Consider the following 18100-nt stretch of genomic DNA (forward strand, 5'->3'; position numbering starts at 1 on the left):
GCGCCGGCGCGGCGCCGTTGACTGCCACCAGCCACGGAGCTGACTGACAGGAGCACGCCGATGACCGCCGCCCCGGCCCGGGAGCCGCTGATCCTGCGCGCGAATCGCGACGGCTACGCCGTTCTCACCCTCAACGCGCCGGCCAGCCGCAACGCGCTGTCCGACGCCATGATCGCCGCCCTGCAGGCGGAGCTGGACGCCACGGCGGCGGACGCCGCCATGCGCGCGCTGGTGATCGCGGCCAATGGCCCGGCCTTCTGCGCCGGCCACGACCTGAAGGAGATCACCGCCCGCCGCGCCGATCCGGACCGCGGCCGGCGCCATTTCGCGGACCTGATGGCCCGCTGCGCCACGATGATGCAGACCATCGTCAACCTGCCGGTTCCGGTGATCGCGGCGGTGGAGGGGGTGGCGACCGCGGCGGGCTGCCAGCTGGCGGCGAGCTGCGACCTGGCGGTGGCCGGCGCGGCGGCGCGCTTCGCCACGCCGGGGGTGAACATCGGCCTGTTCTGCTCCACGCCGATGGTGGCGCTGTCGCGCAACGTCTCGCGCAAGCACGCCATGGAAATGCTGCTCACCGGAGAAATGATCGACGCCGGGCGGGCCGAACGCATGGGGCTGGTGAACCGGGTCGTTCCCGCCGGCGAGGCGCTGGCGGAGGCCTGCGCCCTGGCGGAGCGCATCGCCTCGAAGTCGCGCCTGACGCTGCGCACCGGCAAGCGGGCGTTCTACGCCCAGCTGGAGATGGGCCTCGCCGACGCCTACGCCTACGCCGCGCAGGTGATGGTGGAGAACATGCTTGCGCGCGACGCCGAGGAAGGCATCGGCGCCTTCGTGGAGAAGCGCCAGCCGGTGTGGCGCGACGCGTGAAGCGGACGGCCGCGTCGCCCCCGCCTGCGTCACGGCCGGACGTGAGCCGGCCGTCCGGAAACGCTGGATGACGTGCGGCGGCTGGCAGCGCATGAGCCCCCCGGGCGTGACGTTGACGTCGCCAGGACCGGAAGCGCCCTCACCCGCCGGCTGTCTTTGGCGGCGGCGCCAGCACATGCGCCACCGCCGCGGAAACCACACGCCGGCGGATGACGTCGTCGCGCCAGGCGTCCTCGCCGGCCAGCACCCAGCCGCCCATGCGCCGGCCGCCGGAGCCCATCGGGCGCACGTCCGGCAGGGCCAGCATCTCCGCCTCCGCCGCCTTGCCCACCCGCGCCATCAGTCCCGGCGCGATGGCGGCGCAGACCATCGCCCCGTCAATGGTGAAGACGACGCCGCCGAACATGCGCTTCTCGCCCAGCCACGGGACGCCCTCCAGCGCCTCGCGCAGCAGCCGCTCCAGCTCCGGATTCCACGCCATGCCGGCCGCGCTCCCCGCCCGCTAGCGCCGCGGCGGCTGGCGCTCGCCGCTGTACTCCAGACGGCGCCGCTCCAGCTCCTGGCTGTAGCGGCGCAGGGCGTAAGCCTCCGTCACATAGCCCACCACATGCCGCGACAGCGGATCGTCCACCACCGGCAGCGTCTCCACCTCGGCCAGCTCGAACGCCTCAAGCACCTTCTCGACGCTCTGCGGCGGCGTGAGAAAGGCGTTGGGCGCGCGGCGCAGGTCACGCACCAGGGCGATGCCGGCGATGCCGTCATAGTCGGTGGCGTGGGCGTCGGCCACGAACACCACGCCGGCGTAGGCCCCGGTTCCGTCCACCAGGAACACCTGGCTGGTGGAGCCGATGGGGAAGCGCTCGCGGAAGGCGGCGATGGTCATGGTCTCCGGCGCGGTGCGCGCCTCGCGGCGCATCAGCCGCGCCACGGTGAGCTCGCGCGCCCAGCCCACGTCCATGGCGCTGCGGATGGTCTCGCCGCGCAGGTGCAGGCGCCAGGTGGAGAAGGAATAGCCGAAGGTGCGCCGCACCAGCACCGTCGCCACCACCACCGAAAGCAGCACGCCCGTGGTCATGGAGAGGTCGCCGGTCATGCCCAGCACCAGAAAGGTCATGGTGAGCGGCGCGCCGATCACCGCCGCCGCCAGCCCGGCCATGCCCACCAGCACGTAGACGATGCGGTCGCTGGCCAGATGCGGCGCGATGGCGTGATAGCTCTCCCCGACCAGGCCGCCGAACAGCACCCCGGCGAACAGCGAGGTGAAAAACAGGCCGCCGCGGAAACCGGAGCCCACCGAGATCGACGCCGCCAGCATCTTGGCGAACAGCAGCGCCAGCAGCACGCCCACGCCATGGGTGGCGGCGAAATACACCTCCATGCCGCCATGGCCCGCCCCCAGCACCGCCGGCGAGAACAGCGCCAGCCCGCCCACCAGCAGCCCGCCGATGGCCGGGCGCAGCCAGCGCGGCGTGTTGCTGCGCACGAACAGCGACTCCACCGTGGTGGCGGTTTTCATCAGGCCGACGCCCAGCCCGGCGGTGACCACGCCCATGGCGGCGAACACGGCGTAATCGCCGGCGCCGAACTTCAGCGAGCCCACCAGCGGCGCATGCGGCGAGGTCACCAGCAGTTCGTGCACGATGTTGGCGGTGATGGCGGCGGCCATCACCGGCGCCAGCGCGGCGACGGTGTAGCCGGCCAGCACCAGCTCGAAGGCGTAAAAGGCGCCGGCCAGCGGCGCGTTGAACGCCGCGGCGATGGCGGCGGCGGCGCCGCAGCCCACCAGCACGCGCACGTCCGCCCGGCGCAGGCGCAGCAGCCCCGCCAGCCAGGAGCCGACGCCGGAGGCGCTCTGGGTGTAGCCGGCCTCCAGACCCACCGAGGCGCCGGAGCCGCAGGAGAGCACGGTGCCGGCGGTGAGCAGCAGCGAATCCGGCAGCGACATGCGCCCGCCGTACAGGGCGTTGGCCTCGATGGGGTCGATGGCCTCGCGCCGGCGCCAGGCGCGGACTCCCAGCGTCAGCAGCCCCACCGCCAGGCCGCCGGCCGCCGGCCCCAGCACCGCCCGCCACGGATCCAGCCGCTCCTGCGCGCTGAGCCGCTCGCCCGGCGGCAGGGCGAAAATGGCCTCATGCATCCACTGAGCCAGGGCGTTGATGCAGAACACGCCGAAACCGGCGATGATTCCCACCAGCACGCCGAGCGCCAGCGGCGACAGCTCGTCGGCGCGGATGAAGGAGCGCCAGCGCCGGCCGAACAGCACCCGCGCCGCCCGGATGCGGCGGCGGACTCCGGCGCGAAACGCCGGCGCGCGGGTTGCTGGCGCGGGCCCCTGGCTCATGGTTCTCCTGTCCCCGGGCGTCGCGGGCCCGGCCGGGCGACCCGGGCCGGCGCGGCCATGGTCATCGCCTTCATCGCCTGATACACGGTTCTGCCTGAATTGTTATGCGCAAACGCCCGTCCGTCGCCATCTCCGCGGCGCGGGCGCGGGCCGGAACAACAGCCGCAGCCAGACGCGGCCCAGAACAGACGGCGATCCGACATCATGGGAGAAACACGGGCCATGAACCTCACTCCGGACGAAGCCGGGCCAGCTTCCGGCGCCGCCCCGGGCCGGCGCGACGCCTATCCGGACGATCTCATCCGCTCGATCCTCGGCAGCGTGAAGTCGATCGCCATCGTCGGCATCTCCGCCAGCAACGTGCGCCCCAGCTGGATCGTGGCCAGCTACATGTCGAAGCGCGGCTACCGGGTTTACGGTGTCAACCCCGGCCTCGCCGGCCAGGAGATCGCCGGCAGTCCGGTGGTCGGCGCCCTCGCCGACCTGCCGGAGCCGGTCGACATGGTCGACATCTTCCGCAATTCCGCGGCCGCTGGCGCCATCGTCGACGAGGCCCTGTCCCTTCCCGTTCCGCCAAAGGTCATCTGGATGCAGCTGACGGTGCGCAATGACGAAGCCGCCGCCCGCGCCGAGGCGCGCGGCTGCACCGTCATCATGGACCGCTGCCCCAAGATTGAATACGGTCGCCTTTCGGGTGAAATCACATGGAACGGCGTGAATTCCCGCGTGCTGTCGTCGAAGCGCCGCGTCAGCGCCGGCGGGGCCGTGCAGCGCATGACGCTGGGCGCCTGGAGGGGCGGTCCTTCCTTCCGCGGCAGGGGCTGAGACGGCGGCGGCCGCACGTCGCGGCCGCGGGGGCCGGAAATGTCGCGATTTCCGCCCCGCGCCATTTGACGGACGCCCCTCCGGCAATTTAAACATCATCTGACGGGATTAATCCCAATTTACATTTTCTGGGGGTAAATATGTCTGATCGCGTGCCCAGCTTCCACACCCTGGCCATTCACGCCGGGGCCAGCCCTGACCCGACCACCGGCGCGCGCGTGACGCCGATCTACCAGACCGCGTCATTCGTGTTCGACGACGTGGACCATGCGGCGTCGCTGTTCGGCCTGCAGGCGTTCGGCAATATTTACACCCGCATCACCAACCCGACGACGGCGGTGCTGGAGGAGCGCGTGGCGGCGCTGGAAGGCGGCACGGCGGCCCTGGCGGTGGCCTCGGGCCATGCGGCGCAGCTGCTGACCTTCCACGTGCTGATGCAGCCGGGCGACGAGTTCGTGGCCTCGCGCAAGCTGTACGGCGGTTCGATCAACCAGTTCAACAATTCGTTCAAGAATTTCGGCTGGAACGTGGTGTGGGCCGACGCCGACGACCCGTCGTCGTTCGAGCGCGCCATCACGCCGCGCACCAGGGCGCTGTACGTCGAGTCGCTGGCCAATCCGGGCGGCGTCGTGTCGGACATCCGCGCCATTTCGGCGATCGCGAAGAAGCACAACATTCCGCTGATCGTCGACAACACCCTGGCCACGCCCTATCTGTGGCAGCCGCTCAGGGACGGCGCGGACATCGTGCTGCACTCGGCCACCAAGTTCCTGGGCGGCCACGGCAACTCCATGGGCGGCGTGATCGTTGACGGCGGCAGCTTCAAATGGGCCGGCGACGCGCGCTATCCGATGCTGTCGCAGCCGCGCCCGGAGTACGCGGGCCTGGTCATCGCCGAGACCTTCGGCAATTTCGCCTTCGCCATCGCCGCGCGCGTGCTGTCGCTGCGCGACCTTGGCCCGGCGATTTCGCCGTTCAACGCCTTCATGATCCTCACCGGCATCGAGACCCTGCCGCTGCGCATGGCGCGCCAGTCGGAGAGCGCGCTGGCGGTGGCGAAGCACCTCGCCGGCCATCCGGCGGTCTCATGGGTGAGCTATCCGGGCCTGGAGGGCGACCCCTATCACAAGCTGGCGCAGCAGTATCTGCCGCGCGGCGCGGGCGCCGTATTCACCTTCGGCCTGAAGGGCGGCTATGACGCCGGCGTCAACCTGGTGAAGAAGCTGGAGCTGTTCTCCCACCTGGCCAATATCGGCGACACCCGTTCGCTGGTGATTCACCCGGCCTCCACCACCCACCGCCAGCTGACCGACGAGCAGAAGATCGCCGCCGGCGCCGGTCCGGACGTGGTGCGCCTGTCGATCGGCCTTGAGGATCCGGCGGACCTGATCGCCGACCTCGACGCGGCGCTCGCCGGCTGAGGTCCGGCGCGACGCCCCTGCGGGGCGCGGCCGGCATGCAGGGCGCGAGGGGCCTCCGTCGCGCCTTTCCTGTCTGGCGCGCGCTTTTCCCGCGCGCCTTTTCCCGGCGCGCTTTCCGTGCGCTCCGTTCTCCCGGGCGTCCTTTCCTGCGCCCCCTTTTATTTTCTCCCTTTTATTTGTTTGCCCCCCGCTCCCGCGCCCACTGTTCGCGGGCGGGCTTTTCTCCAGGCGCGCTTTTCTCCAGGCGCGCTTTTCTCCGGGCGCGCCTTTCTCCGGGCGCGCCTGTTCCCGCCCACGCCGACCGCAATCATGCGCGCCCCTGGCGACCGGGCGACCTGCGGCCCGGAGACAGGCGAAAGGTGCTGGCGGACATGATGCGGCGGGCGGCCTCGCCGCGATGGCGCAGGCGTATCCGCCGCCGGAGCCTGCCGCCACGGCCAGCCGGCCGCGAACGGTCGCGACGCGGGGCGAAACGGCGACCCGGGAGACACGTCCGGACGATGCCGGCGGTCGCCGCCAGGCGGTCCGCCGGCCTGTGATGCGGGGACGGCCGGGCCATCCCCGCGCAAGCGTGTGGAGCAGATGGCGGCGGAAGCAGCGGCGCCCCCGCCGGACCCTGGTCAGGACGCCCGCAGTCTTGCGGCGCGCCAGCGGCGTGGCGGCCGTCTGGGCGCGCCCACGCACAACTCCCTCCCCCGACGTTTGCCGGCGACGGAAACCACCACCACGCTCGTGGCGGACAGCTGCAGTCGCCATCGGGCGGGAACAACGATCGTCACCATATACGCGCCTCCCCACCTCTTCAGGGCAAATTTAGGACGTAACCTGGTTTACGGTTGGTTAACGTCCGGAACTTCCCGTTAACCGGAGCCTGTCTCCGGCCATCCTTTGTGCGCGTCAAAATCACATCATGACGATGACACAAACTTTACACAATGCTTCAGGCAGGTCAAGCAGGCATTCCAAATAACGCCAAACATACGGCGAAACGAATACATGAATAACGGTTCGCTTTGTTCATATTGTTAACGCTAATTACTTGGATCCGAAACCGCAGGCCCGGGCGCCGGCCGGCGCCGGCGACGGGCGCGGAGGAAAAGGCGCGTCCGGGCGGGGGCTGCGGGCGAACAGGCGCGCGAAAGAAAAAGGGCGGCCCGTGGCCGCCCTGTCGCGCCTGTCCGGCCGTCGCACGGCGCCGGTCAGCCGCGCGCCAGCATCAGGCGTCTGGCGTGAATGGTCGCCACCGCCAGCACGATCATGGCGCAGCCCTGGTGCAGCAGGCCGGCCCAGATCGGCACGGCCAGAACCAGGGTGACGACGCCGATCACGTCCTGGAGGAAGACGATGAAGGCCAGCGCCGCCGCCCGGTGCGCCGCCCCCGGCGACGCGGCTCCGACGCTGGCCAGCCGGCGGACGTCGAAGGCGTGCCACAGCGCCGCCGCCAGCAGCACATAAGCGCCCATGCGGTGGTTGAACTGCACCGCCGGCACGGTGGCGAGCAGGTTCATCCACCACGGCTGCAGCGGCAGCAGCGTGGCGGCGTCGGGGATGAAGCGCCCGTCCATCAGCGGCCAGGTATTGTAGGTGAGGCCGGCGTGCAGGCCCGCCACCAGCGCGCCGAGGCCGATCTGCACGAAAGACAGCGCCGCCAGCAGCGCGCCCCATGCCTTGACCCGGCCGATGGAGCGCGCCTCCGGCCGCGGCGACAGCGTGACGATGACGCCGATGAGGCACATGAACAGCACGCAGGCGGCCAGCAGGTGCAGCATCAGCTTCACCGGCGCCACCGCCACCATGCCCGGCTGCAGGCCGGAATGCACCATGATCCAGCCGATGGCGCCCTGCAGGCCGCCAAGCACGGCGACCAGCGCCAGCATGGCCAGCAGCCGGCCGGTGACGACGCGGCGCGCGGCGAACCAGACCAGCGGAATGATGTAGGCGAGGCCGATGAAGCGGCCGAGCTGGCGGTGGCCCCACTCCCACAGGTAGATAAAGCGGAACTCCGCGAGGCTCATGCCGGCGTTGAGCAGCTGGTACTGCGGCGTGGCCCTGTAGAGGTCGAATTCCCGCAGCCAGGCTTCGTGGGAGAGCGGCGGAATCGCGCCGGTGATGGGCTTCCACTCGGTGATCGACAGGCCCGAGCCGGTGAGGCGCGTGGCGCCGCCCACCACCACCATGATGAAAACGAGGCAGGTGACGAAAACCAGCCAGTTGCGGACCGCGCGCAGTCCGGGCGCGGCCGCCTGCCTGGCGCCGTCGGGGATGCCTGTTGCCGACATGACTTACTCCGCGAGGGGGCATGGGGCGCCGGAGCGGCCGCGGCGCGGCGGTCCGGACGATGCGCACCCATACGCGCGGCGGCCGCCCCGGCCAAGGCGGGCTTCCGCCGCACCCCCGCCCGGGCGCCGGCGGCGCTATGGCGGCGGCCGCGAATTGCCGCTATCTAGCGGCGACGGCCGCGCGACCCCGGCCCCGCAGGACCCGCCACAGGAGACGTCATGACCCGCCGCACACGCAAGTTCATCGGCTCGTTCGGCATGATCCTGTTCGTGATCGTCTATGCGCTGACGGTGATGGTCATCGCCCAGGGGCGCATCCAGGAGGCCGGCAAGACCGCCCAGTTCTTCTTCTTCCTGGTGGCGGGCCTGGCGTGGGTGCTGCCGGTGATGCCGCTGGTCAAATGGATGGAGCGGGCTGACGACCGCGAGGGTCCGTAAGGCGTCCGCCGGCGCCGGCCGCCGGCCTGCAGGGCGTTTCCCGGCAGGGGCCCGCGCCTCCCTGTCCCTGCCCCGCGGGGCGGCGGGCCGGCCGCGAGGAGGCGCGCGCCGGGGAAGGCGCGCCAATAAAAACGCGTGACGAAAAACTAAAAACGCGTGACGAAAAACGCGTCAGGGAAGACGCCTGGCGGGAAGGCGCGCGGGGCGGCTCAGGCCTGGCCGGCGAGCCGGGCGTTGGTGCGCTCCAGGCGCATGGCGATCTCGCGCATCACCGCGATCGCCATCTGCGGGAACTGGGCCAGCAGCTCCAGGAACACGCGCTTGTCGATGCGCAGGGCCACCACGTCGCCCACGGCGGCGACGGTGGCGCTGCGCGGGGTTTCCGCCAGCACCGCCATTTCGCCGATGAGGGCGTTGGGGCCGAACTCGGCCACCTTGATCTGGCCGTTGGGCGTCTCCAGCAGCACGTTGGCGGCGCCTTCCAGAATCACATAGGCGGCGTCGCCCACGTCGCCCTGGGTGAAGAACCGCTGGCCGTCGGAAAACTGCACCCGCTCGCTGGTGAAGGCCAGCAGCTTGAGCCGGGCGGGATCAATGTCCCGGAACATCGGAACCTGTCGCAGGGACTGGACTTCATTCTCCAGCGTCATCTCGCTCCTCCCGGGCGAACCGTCGCCCACGACCACCATATGGCCACGGCGCCCGCGGCGCGCGCGAAGCCGCGCCGGCCGCCAGCCGGACCAGGTCTGACCGCCGGCCCGCCGCGCCCCATCGCCGGGGCCGAACGCGGCGGCGGAAAAGCCGCATTTTCAGGCGGCCTCCCCTGCTGGCCGCGATCCCGGACGGGGCTCACGCCGCCCCTTCACGCGCGCCGCAAGCGCCGCCGGCCGTGACCTCGCCGGCCGGCTCCGGCAGCCGGGCGGCGCCGCGCAGCACCACCGGCCGCGGCCCCTCGAAAGCCACCACCAGGTCAAATGCCTCAGGATCGGCCAGCTCCTGGCTGTGCAGCACCGCGACCACTGAACGGCCCGCCATGTAGCGGGAGATGTCGCGGATCATGGCGCGGGCCTGGGTCTCGCCAAAGGCGGAGAACACGCCGTCCAGCACGAGAAGGTCAGGATTTTTGACCAGCCCCCGCGCAATGTAAACCGCCATGCGCTGCTGGGCCGGCAGCAGCCGCCCGGCCGGCCCCACGTCATAGTCCAGCCCCACCCGCTCCACGTCGAGGCGCAGACCCAGCTCCTCCAGCATGCCGGTGGTGAGGTCGGCGACGCGCTGGGCGGCGTCGGCCACGGTGTGGCTCATGCGGCCGAAGGCGAGGTTGTTGCGCAGCGGCGCGTTCAGCGTCAGCCGGTCAGGGTGGTAGAACTCCACCGCCCCCGCCCAGCGGCCGGACTGCAGCCGCGCGTGCAGGATGCGGCGCGCCTGCACCAGCGCCGCGCGCAGGCTGTCGTCCAGGAGGCCCAGGCGGTGTTTGGGCTCGATATAGTCGAGGGTGAGGGCGAGCAGCCGGTCGCGCTCCTCCCGGTTCAGGCCGCCGGCGCCGCGCATGCGCCAGCGGGCGACGATTTCCTCATAATCCTCCAGCTCGTCGGCGGGCACAAAGGAAAACTGCTCGAACAGCGGATGGCCGGGCGGCAGGTCACGGAACAGCTCGGCCATGGTGACGGCGATGTGCGCGCCCATGTCGCGCAGGCGCGTAAGCGCGCCGGCTTCCTCCAGCGCCTTCGCCGCCAGCGGGTTGTGGGCCAGCGCCTCGCCCCTGAACTCGGGACGCACCGGCACGCCGAACAGCAGGTTCTCGGCGACGGTGGCCTGGGCGTTGTAACGGCCGAAATCAAACGGCTCGATCAGGCCGGAGAGGCCCCGTTCGGCCATCAGCTGGCGCAGGCGCTTGCGCGCCTCCACCACCCGCCCGGCGAGGCCGGGATAGCGGTCGACGTCCACCAGCCCCCACAGGCCCAGCCGCAGCAGCGACTCGCGCAGGCCGACGATCTCGAGCACCCCGATCAGCTTCTGGTCCAGCTCCTCGACCGTGGCGCAGCCGGCGATGCTCACGTCCAGCCAGCCCACGTCCGGCGGCTCCAGCGGGTTGCCGGTGGCCAGCGCCTCGGCCCGGCGCACGCCGGTGAGCAGCGGCGCGTCCTTCACCCGCCGGCGCAGGCCATAGACGAGATTGTCGCGCAGCGTGCCGGCGAACAGCACCGGCTCCGGCCCGGCGTAGGCGATGCGCCGGCCGGCCAGCGCCTCGGGCATGCGGGCGAGGTCCTCGCCGCCGAACAGCACCTGGCCGCGATATTCGGTGATGCGCCGGCCCAGAACCTGGGCCAGAGCCGACGGCGCGGCGCCGCCGGAGGCGATGAGCGCCACCCGCAGCGGCAGCCCGCTGCGGAACGAAAGCTGCTCCAGCAGGGTCACGCCGTGACTGTCGACGACATGCAGGCCCTTCACCTCCACCGGCCCCGGCAGCGGCGCGGGCTCCACGCCCGGCGGCAGCGGCTGCAGCAGCTCCTCCGGCAGCAGCTTCTCCGGCGAAAACTGCTGCACCACCTGGTCATACTTGATCTGCACGTCGAGACGCTGCTGGTCCCAGTCGATCAGTTCCTTCAGCGGCGGCGGCAGGTCGCGGTAGGCGGCGATCACCGCCACCAGCTGCCCGATGTCGAGCGACCCCTTCAGCGCGAAATATCCGCCCACCGCATAGAAGAAAAACGGCGTGATCTGCGCCAGCAGGTTGTTGAGGAACTTGACCATGAATTTCCACTTGTAGATGCGGAAACGCAGGTCAAAGAGCGTGTAAAGGCGCTCGCCGACGCCGGCGCGCTCATAGGCCACGGCGGCGTTGTCGTGCACGGCTTCCAGATCGTCCACCACCTCGCTGACCTTGCCGGCGAGACGCCGGGACAGGATCTGCCGCTGCTTGCCGAGCCGCAGCTGCACCCGCCGCAGCCGCGGGATCACCGTGAACTGCACGGCGATGATGCAGGCGGCGATCAGCCCCAGCCACACGTTCTGCATGACGATGAAGGTCATGGCGGTGATGGCCTGGGAGCCGAGCAGCAGCGGCTGCGAGAAGGCGTCGCCGATGAAGCCGCCGATGGGCTCCACCTCGTCCTTGATCATGGTCGCCGTTTCCGACGACTTAACCGTCTTCTGGGTCTCGGGGGTGAAGCGCAGGGCGATGCAGAACAGGTCGAAGCGCATGCGCCGGAGCATGCGCTCGCCCAGCGCCCCCTTGGCGACGTTGATCCAGTACTTGAAGGCGCCGTTGACGAGGACGAAGAACAGGAACAGGAACGACAGGCCGAGCAGCAGGCCGAGCTGGCCGACCTCAAAGCCGTCGTGAATGGCGATCCTGCCGCCGCCAAGAAACTGCGGCAGCGTCAGGTGCATCTCCAGGAAGTTCGCGGTGGGCGAGCCGCTCTTGAAGGCGCCGCCCTGGATGGCGTCGTTGACGATGCGCTTGGGCAGGTCCAGCGACCAGTAATAAAACGGCAGGGACGCGAGCACGACCGCGAAGATGACCAGCTGGTCGCGCCGGGAATGACGCCAGACGTACCGGAACAGGTTGCGATCCAACGTCGTGCCTCCCGTCATGTCAGCCTGCGGCTCCTTTTTCCGGCCGGCGCGGACGCGCCGCGGCCTCCCGCCGGCCGCGCGCCGCCCCCGCCCGGGGGCGCCGGCCTGCGCGTCGGCGCGCCGCGCGACAGATTCGCCCGGGGCCGCGCGGCGCATGGAATTGCACAGCGTCTGCGTCCAGGCAAATAAAGGCGCGCGCCCCTTTTGGTGTTCGCAAGCGTCGGCGCCGGGTTTCTCGCCGGCCCATCATGCTCTACCCTGCCCGCCAGGGCCATGCCGCGCGCATCCGCCGGCCTTGCATAACCAAAAAAGGATTCTGGCCTCAGGCCATCATGAGGTCTCCATGACGCTGGAACACGGCGCGCGCGCCGGCGCCCTTTCCCGGGGCAACCTGTCCGGGGCCCGTGTGCTGATCTACAGCCACGACACCTTCGGGCTCGGGCACCTGCGACGCAGCCGCGCCATCGCCAACGCGCTCGCCGCCGAGGCTCCGGGCGTTTCGGTCATCATCGCCTCCGGCTCGCCGGTCATCGGCAGCTTCGAGTTTGGCCCAGGCGTCGATTTCGTGCGCATCCCCGGCGTGGTGAAGCTGGCCAACGGCGACTACCGCACGCTCAATCTCAACATGGGGCTGGAGGAGACGGCGCAGCTGCGCGCCGCCATCATCCGCCAGACCGCCGACAGCTTCCGGCCCGACCTCGTCATCGTCGACAAGGAGCCGACCGGCTTTCGCGGGGAGGTGACCGGCGCGCTGGAGCTGGCGCGGGCGCGCGGCGCGCGCGTGGTGCTGGGGGTGCGCGACGTGATGGACGACCCGGCGCTGCTGGCGCCGGAATGGGAGCGCAAGGGCGCGCTGCGGGCGCTGGCGGACTATTACGACGACATCTGGGTCTATGGCCTGCGCGAGATCTACGAGCCGCTGGCCGCCTTCGACCTGCCGGCGCGGCTGCGCGAGCGCACGCTGTACACCGGCTACCTGCGCCGCACCCTGCCGGAGGAGCCGCAGGAGCCGCAGCTGGCCCGCTATCCGAAGATCACCCGCGGCCCGTTCATCCTCGTCACCAGCGGCGGCGGCGCCGACGGGGACGACATGGTGGACTGGGTGATCAGCGCCTATGAGGCCGATCCCACCCTGGAGACGCCGGCGCTGGTCGTGTTCGGCCCGTTCATCGCCCGCGAGCGGCGCCGGCAGTTCATGCGGCGCATCAGCCGCCATCCCAGGCTGGCGGCGCTCTCTTTCGACAGCAAGCTGGAGACGCTGATGCACCGCGCCGCCGCCGTGGTGGCCATGGGCGGCTACAACACCTTCTGCGAGCTGCTGTCCTTCGACCGGCCGGCGCTGATCGTGCCGCGCACGCGCCCGCGGCGGGAGCAGTACATCCGCGCCCGGGCGGCGGAGCGGCTCGGCCTCGCCAGCTGCATCGTCGAGGAGAACGGCGAGCGCGACCCGAGGCGCATGGCGGCGGCGCTCCACCGGCTGCCGCAGCAGAATCCGCCCTCGCGGGCCTGGGGCGCCCCGCCCGGCCTGCTCGAGGGCGCCAGCGTCATCCGCGCCGACTTCCGAAACTGGCTGCGCCAGCGCCGCGGCGGCGCCGGCCAGGGCGAGCCGGCGGCGGCCGTCGCCTTCGGCGCCCGCAGCGCCTGAGCCGCCCGCAGGCGGCGCCTCCGCACCAGTCCACGATCACGCCACATGACCGCTCCGTCCCGCCACAGCGACCCGACGCCCGCCTCGCAGCCGCGCCCCGGCGGCGAGGGTGAAATCGCCGTCGTCGTCAAGGGGTATCCGCGCCTGTCCGAAACCTTCATCGCCCAGGAGATCCTGGCGCTGGAGCGGCGCGGGCTGAAGCTGCGCATCTGGTCGCTGCGCGAGCCCACAGACCCGTCCGTCCATCCCATGCACCGGCAGATCCAGGCGCCGGTGACCTATCTGCCGGAATATCTGCACGAGGCGCCGCTGCGGGTGCTGAAGGGCCTCGGCGCAGCGCTTGCGCAGCCGGGCTTCCTGCGGCTGATGGCGACTTTTTTCCGCGACCTGCGCCGCGACTTCACCCGCAACCGCGTGCGCCGGCTCGGCCAGGCCATGGTGTTCGCCCGCGAGCTGCCGCCGCAGACCGCCCACGTGCACGTGCATTACCTGCACACCCCCGCCTCGGTCGTGCGCTACGCCATGCTGCTGCGCGGCGGCGACCGCGCCTGGAGCTTCTCCGCCCACGCCAAGGACATCTGGACCACGCCGGAGTGGGAGAAGCGGGAGAAAATCGCCGAGTGCCTGTTCGGCGTCACCTGCACGCGCCAGAACGCCGAGGCGCTGCGCCGCCTCGCGCCGGAGCCGGAGCGGATCGCCCTCGCCTATCACGGCCTCGACCTGTCGCGGCTGCCGGCGCCGCCGCAGACGCGCGACGGGGCCGACGGCTCCGACCCCGCCCGGCCGGTGCGCATCATCTCCGTGGGCCGCGCGGTGGCCAAGAAGGGCTTCGGCGACCTGCTGCAGGCGCTGGCCATGCTGCCTCCGGACATTCACTGGCAGTTCGTGCATGTGGGCGGCGGCGAGCTGCTCAACCGGCTGCGGGCCGAGGCGCAGAGGCTGGGCCTTGAGGGGCGCGTCGCCTTCATGGGGCCGCTCGCCCAGCCGGAGGTGATGGCGCTGATGGCCATGGCCGACATGTTCGTGCTGCCCTCGCGACCCACCCGCTCCGGCGACCAGGACGGCCTGCCCAACGTCATCATGGAGGCGGCGAGCCAGAAGCTGGCGATCGTCGCCAGCGACTTCGCCGGCATTCCCGAATTCATCCGCGACGGGGTCGAGGGCGTGCTGGCGCCGCCCGCCGATCCGGCGGCGCTGGCCAACGCCATCAACCTGCTGGCGCGCGCGCCGCAGCGGCGGGCGCAGCTTGGCGAGGCCGCGTGGAAGCGCCTGCGCGAGGATTTCTCCATGGAGGCCGGCATCAGCCTCATCGAGGCGAAACTGCGCGCCGCCATGGCGCGCAACGCCGGCGGGGGCTGAGGCCATGGCCGGCGAGGCGCCCGTTCCGGTCGCGTTTTACGCGCCCATGAAGCCGCCGGACCATCCGCAGCCTTCCGGCGACCGCACGGTGGCGCGGGCGCTGTGGGCGGCGCTGCGGGCCGCCGGCTACGCGCCGCAGCTGGCCTCGCGCCTGCGCGCCCATGAAAAGGCCGGCGACGCCGCGGCCCAGCGCGCCATCCGCGCCGCGGCGCAGGCGGAGGCGGAGCGGCTTACCGGCCGCTGGCGCGCCGCGCCGGCGCCGGAGCGGCCGGCGCTGTGGTTCACCTATCATCTCTATGACCGCGCCCCGGACTGGATCGGCCCGCAGGTGGCCGCCGCCCTCGGGATTCCCTATGTGGCGGCGGAGGCCTCGCTCGCCCCGGGCCGCGCCGCCGGTCCGTGGCGCGACGGGCACGCCGCCGTGGTCGCGGCGCTGCGCCAGGCCGCGGCCGTGTTCGTGCTCAACGAGAATGACCGGCCCTGCCTGCTGTCGGCGCCGGAGCTGGCGGACGTGGACATGGCCGGCAAATGCGTGAGCCTGCCGCCATTCCTGGCCCGCATCCCCGCAGCGCCGGCGCGCCCGCCGCGCCCGGAGGGGCCGCTGCGGCTGCTGGCGGTGGCCATGCTGCGCCATGGCGACAAGCTGCGTTCGCTGGCGACGCTGGCGGCGGCGCTGGCGCGGCTGCCGCGCCACGACTGGCGGCTGACCGTCGTCGGCGACGGCCCGGCGCGGGCGGAGGCGGCGGCGCTGTTCGCCCCCTTCGGCGCGCGGGCGGCCATGCCCGGCGCCGTGAACGATCCGGCGGAGCTGGACGCGGTCTACGCCGCCCATGACCTGTTCGTCTGGCCCGCCTGCAACGAGGCCTTCGGCATGGCGCTGCTGGAGGCGCAGGCCAGCGCCCTGCCCGTTCTGGCCGGCGCCTGGGGCGGCGTGCCCGGCGTGGTCGCGGAGGGCGACGGCGGCTGGCTGGCGGCGGCGGACGAGGCCCTCGCCCGCCACGATCCGCAGGCCGCCGACGCGCGCCTCGCGGAGACCTTCGCCTGCCGTCTCGGCGAGCTCATTGCGGCGGAGCGGCGCGCCCCCGGGTTTCTCGCCGCCGCCGGCCAGGCGGGGCGCGCGCGCGTGCTGCGCCGCCACAGCCTGGCGGCGGCGGCGGCGACCCTGCGCGCCGCGCTGGAGCGCGCGCGATGAGCCGCCGCGCCCTGGCCGCGCGCGCCCCCGCCGGGAGGCGCCCGCCGCCCGCAACGCCCGCTGAGGGAGCCCGCCGATGAACCTGCCGCTGCGCGTCGTCATTGTCGTCACCCATCTGCTCGGCGTCGGCCATCTGGCCCGGGCCGGCACCCTCGCCCGCGCCATGGCTGCGCGCGGCCACCAGGTGCGGCTGGTCACCGGCGGCCAGCCGGTTCCGCTGTCGGCCGCCGGCGGCCCCATCGCCCGCGCCGGGGTGGAGATCGTGCAGCTGCCGCCGGTGCACGTGACGGGGACCGCCTTTTCGGACCTGCGCCAGGCGGACGGCGCGCCCCTCGACGCGGCCGCCGCCGGCGCCCGCATCGCCATGGCCACGCAGGCGGTGCGGGACTTCGCCCCCCATGTCCTCGTCACCGAGCTGTTTCCCTTCGGCCGGCGGGCGCTGGGCGAGGAGTTTCTCGCCGTTATCGCGGCGGCGCGCGCCCTGCCGCAGCCGCCGCTTGCGCTCGCCTCGGTGCGGGACATCCTCGCCCGGCCGTCGCAACAGGCGAAAATCGACGCCGCCCACGCGCGCCTGCGCCAGTTCTATGACGGGGTGCTGGTGCATTCCGACCCGGCGGTGGCGCGGCTGGAGGCCTCCTGGCCGCTGGCGCCGGACCTGCAGCCGCTGCTGCATTACACCGGCTATGTCGACGCTCCGGGCGCGGCGGCGGCTCCGGCGCCCGCCGGGGCGCGCGCCGGCGTGGTGGTCTCCGGCGGCGGCTCGGAGGCCGCCCTGCCGCTGCTGCGGGCGGCGCTGCAGGCGGCGGCGCTGGACGCGGGACGCCGCTGGCGGCTGCTCGCCGGCCACAAGATCCCGGAGACGGACTTTGGCGCGCTGCAGGCCGCCGCCCCGGCCAACGTCACGGTCGAGCGGGCGCGGCCGGACTTCCGCGCCCTGCTGGCCGGCTGCGCCGTTTCGGTGAGCCAGTTCGGCTACAACACCGCCCTTGACCTTCTTGCCTCCGGCGCGCCTGCGGTGGTGGTCCCCTTCGCCGAAGGCGGCGAGACCGAACAGGCCGCGCGCGCCGCCCTGTTCGCGGCCCGCGGCCGTGTGACGGTTCTGGCGCAGGAGGCGCTGACGCCCCCGGCGCTGCTGGCGGCGGTGAACGAAGCCGCCAGCCGCCCGGCGCCGCAGGCGGCGGACATCGCCGTGGACGGGGCGACGCGCACGGCGCGGATCATCGAGATGCTGGCGGCGCGCCGCGCCCCGGCGGTCGCGCGCCTCGCCGCGCCCATGCGGGCGGCGCTGCGTCCGGCGGCGGAGGCGCTGGCGCGGGCGGCGGACGCGGGCGCGCCGGTCGCCTTCTGGTGGCGCGACGACGACGCGGCGACGCCCACGCCCCGGCTGGAGCGGCTGCTGCGCTGCGCCGGCGCCCATGGCGCGCCGCTGGCCATCGCCGCCATTCCGGCGCGGGCGACGGCGGATCTGGCGCAGCGCCTGGCGGAGGAGCCGGCGGCGACGCTGCTGCCGCACGGCCTCAGCCATGACAATCTGGCTCCGCCGGAAGCGAAGAAGGGCGAGCTCAGCCACGGCGCGCCCGGGGCCGTGGCCGCCCGCGCCGCCGAAGGGCTGGCGCTGCTGCGGCGTCTTGCTCCGGCCCTGACCCGCGCCGTGCTGGTTCCGCCGTGGAACCGCGTCAGCCCCGCGGCGCTGCCGCTGCTGGCGCAGGCGGGTTTCGCCGGCGTCTCCACCTTCGCCGAGCGCAGCCAGCGGGAGGCGGCGCCAGGACTGGCGCAGGTCAACGCCCATGTGGATCCGGTGAACTGGCGCGGCGACCGCAGCCTCGTCGACCCCGGGCGGCTGGCGGAGACGCTGGTCGCGGCCATCGCCCGGCGGGCGACGGCGGCGGCGGCCTGGCGGCTCGGCCCCGTCGGCCTGCTCACCCACCACCTCGTCCATGACGACGCCGTCGACGCCTGGATGCATGAATGCGTCGCCATGATCGCCGCCAGTCCGGGCGGACGTTTCGTCGCGATCGATGCGGAAATCGCCGGATAACCGCACAGGCGCCGCAGCGGCATGAGGCGCCGCGCGCCCGCAGGCTATGGCGTCGCCGCGCCGTTCTGGTTTAATGGGCGCAAACGGCGCGCGGACACGAACGGACGGGGGAA

Annotated in this window: 13 protein-coding genes; 8 read left to right on the forward strand and 5 right to left on the reverse strand. The window is 72.4% G+C overall.

The features are described 5' to 3' along the window. Positions 1-60 precede the first annotated feature (60 nt). On the forward strand, positions 61-870 hold the full coding sequence (locus ACFFJB_RS08870) for an enoyl-CoA hydratase (protein WP_376830848.1): 810 nt from the start codon (positions 61-63) through the stop codon (positions 868-870). 139 nt (positions 871-1009) lie between these two features. On the opposite strand, the gene ACFFJB_RS08875 is transcribed toward ACFFJB_RS08870, so the two are convergent. Together ACFFJB_RS08875 and ACFFJB_RS08880 are read right to left on the reverse strand one after the other, a co-directional pair. Beyond that, on the reverse strand, positions 1010-1351 hold the full coding sequence (locus ACFFJB_RS08875) for a TfoX/Sxy family protein (protein ID WP_376830849.1): 342 nt from the start codon (positions 1349-1351) through the stop codon (positions 1010-1012). 21 nt (positions 1352-1372) lie between these two features. After that, complete coding sequence (locus tag ACFFJB_RS08880; protein ID WP_376830850.1) at positions 1373-3211, reverse strand: chloride channel protein; 1839 nt, start codon at positions 3209-3211, stop codon at positions 1373-1375. Between the two features lie 222 nt (positions 3212-3433). Between ACFFJB_RS08880 and ACFFJB_RS08885 the strand changes: the two genes are divergently transcribed. Continuing rightward, complete coding sequence (locus tag ACFFJB_RS08885) at positions 3434-4036, forward strand: CoA-binding protein (RefSeq protein ID WP_376830851.1); 603 nt, start codon at positions 3434-3436, stop codon at positions 4034-4036. Between the two features lie 140 nt (positions 4037-4176). Next, on the forward strand, positions 4177-5457 hold the full coding sequence (locus ACFFJB_RS08890) for an O-acetylhomoserine aminocarboxypropyltransferase (RefSeq protein WP_376830852.1): 1281 nt from the start codon (positions 4177-4179) through the stop codon (positions 5455-5457). 1199 nt (positions 5458-6656) lie between these two features. Here the strand turns inward: ACFFJB_RS08890 and ACFFJB_RS08895 are convergent. Next, positions 6657-7736, reverse strand: a complete 1080-nt coding sequence (locus ACFFJB_RS08895) for a COX15/CtaA family protein (RefSeq protein ID WP_376830853.1) — start codon at positions 7734-7736, stop codon at positions 6657-6659. Between the two features lie 219 nt (positions 7737-7955). Here ACFFJB_RS08895 and ACFFJB_RS08900 point away from each other — a divergent pair, with 219 nt between their 5' ends. Next, positions 7956-8174 carry a DUF2842 domain-containing protein gene (locus ACFFJB_RS08900; protein WP_376830854.1) on the forward strand — a complete coding sequence of 73 codons (219 nt, stop codon included), beginning with the start codon at positions 7956-7958 and terminating at the stop codon, positions 8172-8174. 209 nt (positions 8175-8383) lie between these two features. On the opposite strand, the gene ACFFJB_RS08905 is transcribed toward ACFFJB_RS08900, so the two are convergent. Continuing rightward, positions 8384-8824: a Crp/Fnr family transcriptional regulator gene (locus ACFFJB_RS08905; RefSeq protein WP_376830855.1), complete on the reverse strand. Its 441-nt coding sequence runs from the start codon at positions 8822-8824 to the stop codon at positions 8384-8386. Positions 8825-9023: 199 nt separating this feature from the next. Next, the gene (locus tag ACFFJB_RS08910) at positions 9024-11771 is read right to left on the reverse strand and encodes an ABC transporter transmembrane domain-containing protein (RefSeq protein ID WP_376830856.1); all 2748 of its coding nucleotides are present in this window, start codon (positions 11769-11771) and stop codon (positions 9024-9026) included. 325 nt (positions 11772-12096) lie between these two features. Between ACFFJB_RS08910 and ACFFJB_RS08915 the strand changes: the two genes are divergently transcribed. From ACFFJB_RS08915 to ACFFJB_RS08930, 4 genes are all read left to right on the forward strand, one after another. Next, positions 12097-13398, forward strand: a complete 1302-nt coding sequence (locus ACFFJB_RS08915) for a glycosyltransferase family protein (protein ID WP_376830857.1) — start codon at positions 12097-12099, stop codon at positions 13396-13398. A gap of 45 nt (positions 13399-13443) precedes the next feature. Continuing rightward, complete coding sequence (locus ACFFJB_RS08920; RefSeq protein WP_376830858.1) at positions 13444-14757, forward strand: glycosyltransferase family 4 protein; 1314 nt, start codon at positions 13444-13446, stop codon at positions 14755-14757. A 4-nt stretch (positions 14758-14761) separates the two neighbouring features. Next, positions 14762-15949, forward strand: coding sequence for a glycosyltransferase (locus tag ACFFJB_RS08925; RefSeq protein WP_376830859.1), 1188 nt, complete (start codon positions 14762-14764; stop codon positions 15947-15949). 76 nt (positions 15950-16025) lie between these two features. After that, positions 16026-17987 (forward strand): glycosyltransferase, encoded by a 1962-nt coding sequence (locus tag ACFFJB_RS08930; RefSeq protein ID WP_376830860.1) that lies wholly within the window; start codon positions 16026-16028, stop codon positions 17985-17987. The last annotated feature ends 113 nt before the right edge of the window (positions 17988-18100 follow it).

The sequence above is a fragment of the Camelimonas abortus genome (assembly GCF_042432745.1).
In the GTDB taxonomy this organism is placed as follows: Bacteria; Pseudomonadota; Alphaproteobacteria; order Rhizobiales; family Beijerinckiaceae; genus Camelimonas; species Camelimonas abortus.

What these genes read in the sequence shown, in the direction of transcription:
- ACFFJB_RS08870 (WP_376830848.1), top strand. Translation starts at nt 61, where the DNA reads ATGACCGCCGCCCCGGCCCGGGAGCCGCTGATCCTGCGCGCGAATCGC.
- ACFFJB_RS08875 (WP_376830849.1), bottom strand. Translation starts at nt 1,351, where the DNA reads ATGGCGTGGAATCCGGAGCTGGAGCGGCTGCTGCGCGAGGCGCTGGAG.
- ACFFJB_RS08880 (WP_376830850.1), bottom strand. Translation starts at nt 3,211, where the DNA reads ATGAGCCAGGGGCCCGCGCCAGCAACCCGCGCGCCGGCGTTTCGCGCC.
- ACFFJB_RS08885 (WP_376830851.1), top strand. Translation starts at nt 3,434, where the DNA reads ATGAACCTCACTCCGGACGAAGCCGGGCCAGCTTCCGGCGCCGCCCCG.
- ACFFJB_RS08890 (WP_376830852.1), top strand. Translation starts at nt 4,177, where the DNA reads ATGTCTGATCGCGTGCCCAGCTTCCACACCCTGGCCATTCACGCCGGG.
- ACFFJB_RS08895 (WP_376830853.1), bottom strand. Translation starts at nt 7,736, where the DNA reads ATGTCGGCAACAGGCATCCCCGACGGCGCCAGGCAGGCGGCCGCGCCC.
- ACFFJB_RS08900 (WP_376830854.1), top strand. Translation starts at nt 7,956, where the DNA reads ATGACCCGCCGCACACGCAAGTTCATCGGCTCGTTCGGCATGATCCTG.
- ACFFJB_RS08905 (WP_376830855.1), bottom strand. Translation starts at nt 8,824, where the DNA reads ATGACGCTGGAGAATGAAGTCCAGTCCCTGCGACAGGTTCCGATGTTC.
- ACFFJB_RS08910 (WP_376830856.1), bottom strand. Translation starts at nt 11,771, where the DNA reads ATGACGGGAGGCACGACGTTGGATCGCAACCTGTTCCGGTACGTCTGG.
- ACFFJB_RS08915 (WP_376830857.1), top strand. Translation starts at nt 12,097, where the DNA reads ATGACGCTGGAACACGGCGCGCGCGCCGGCGCCCTTTCCCGGGGCAAC.
- ACFFJB_RS08920 (WP_376830858.1), top strand. Translation starts at nt 13,444, where the DNA reads ATGACCGCTCCGTCCCGCCACAGCGACCCGACGCCCGCCTCGCAGCCG.
- ACFFJB_RS08925 (WP_376830859.1), top strand. Translation starts at nt 14,762, where the DNA reads ATGGCCGGCGAGGCGCCCGTTCCGGTCGCGTTTTACGCGCCCATGAAG.
- ACFFJB_RS08930 (WP_376830860.1), top strand. Translation starts at nt 16,026, where the DNA reads ATGAACCTGCCGCTGCGCGTCGTCATTGTCGTCACCCATCTGCTCGGC.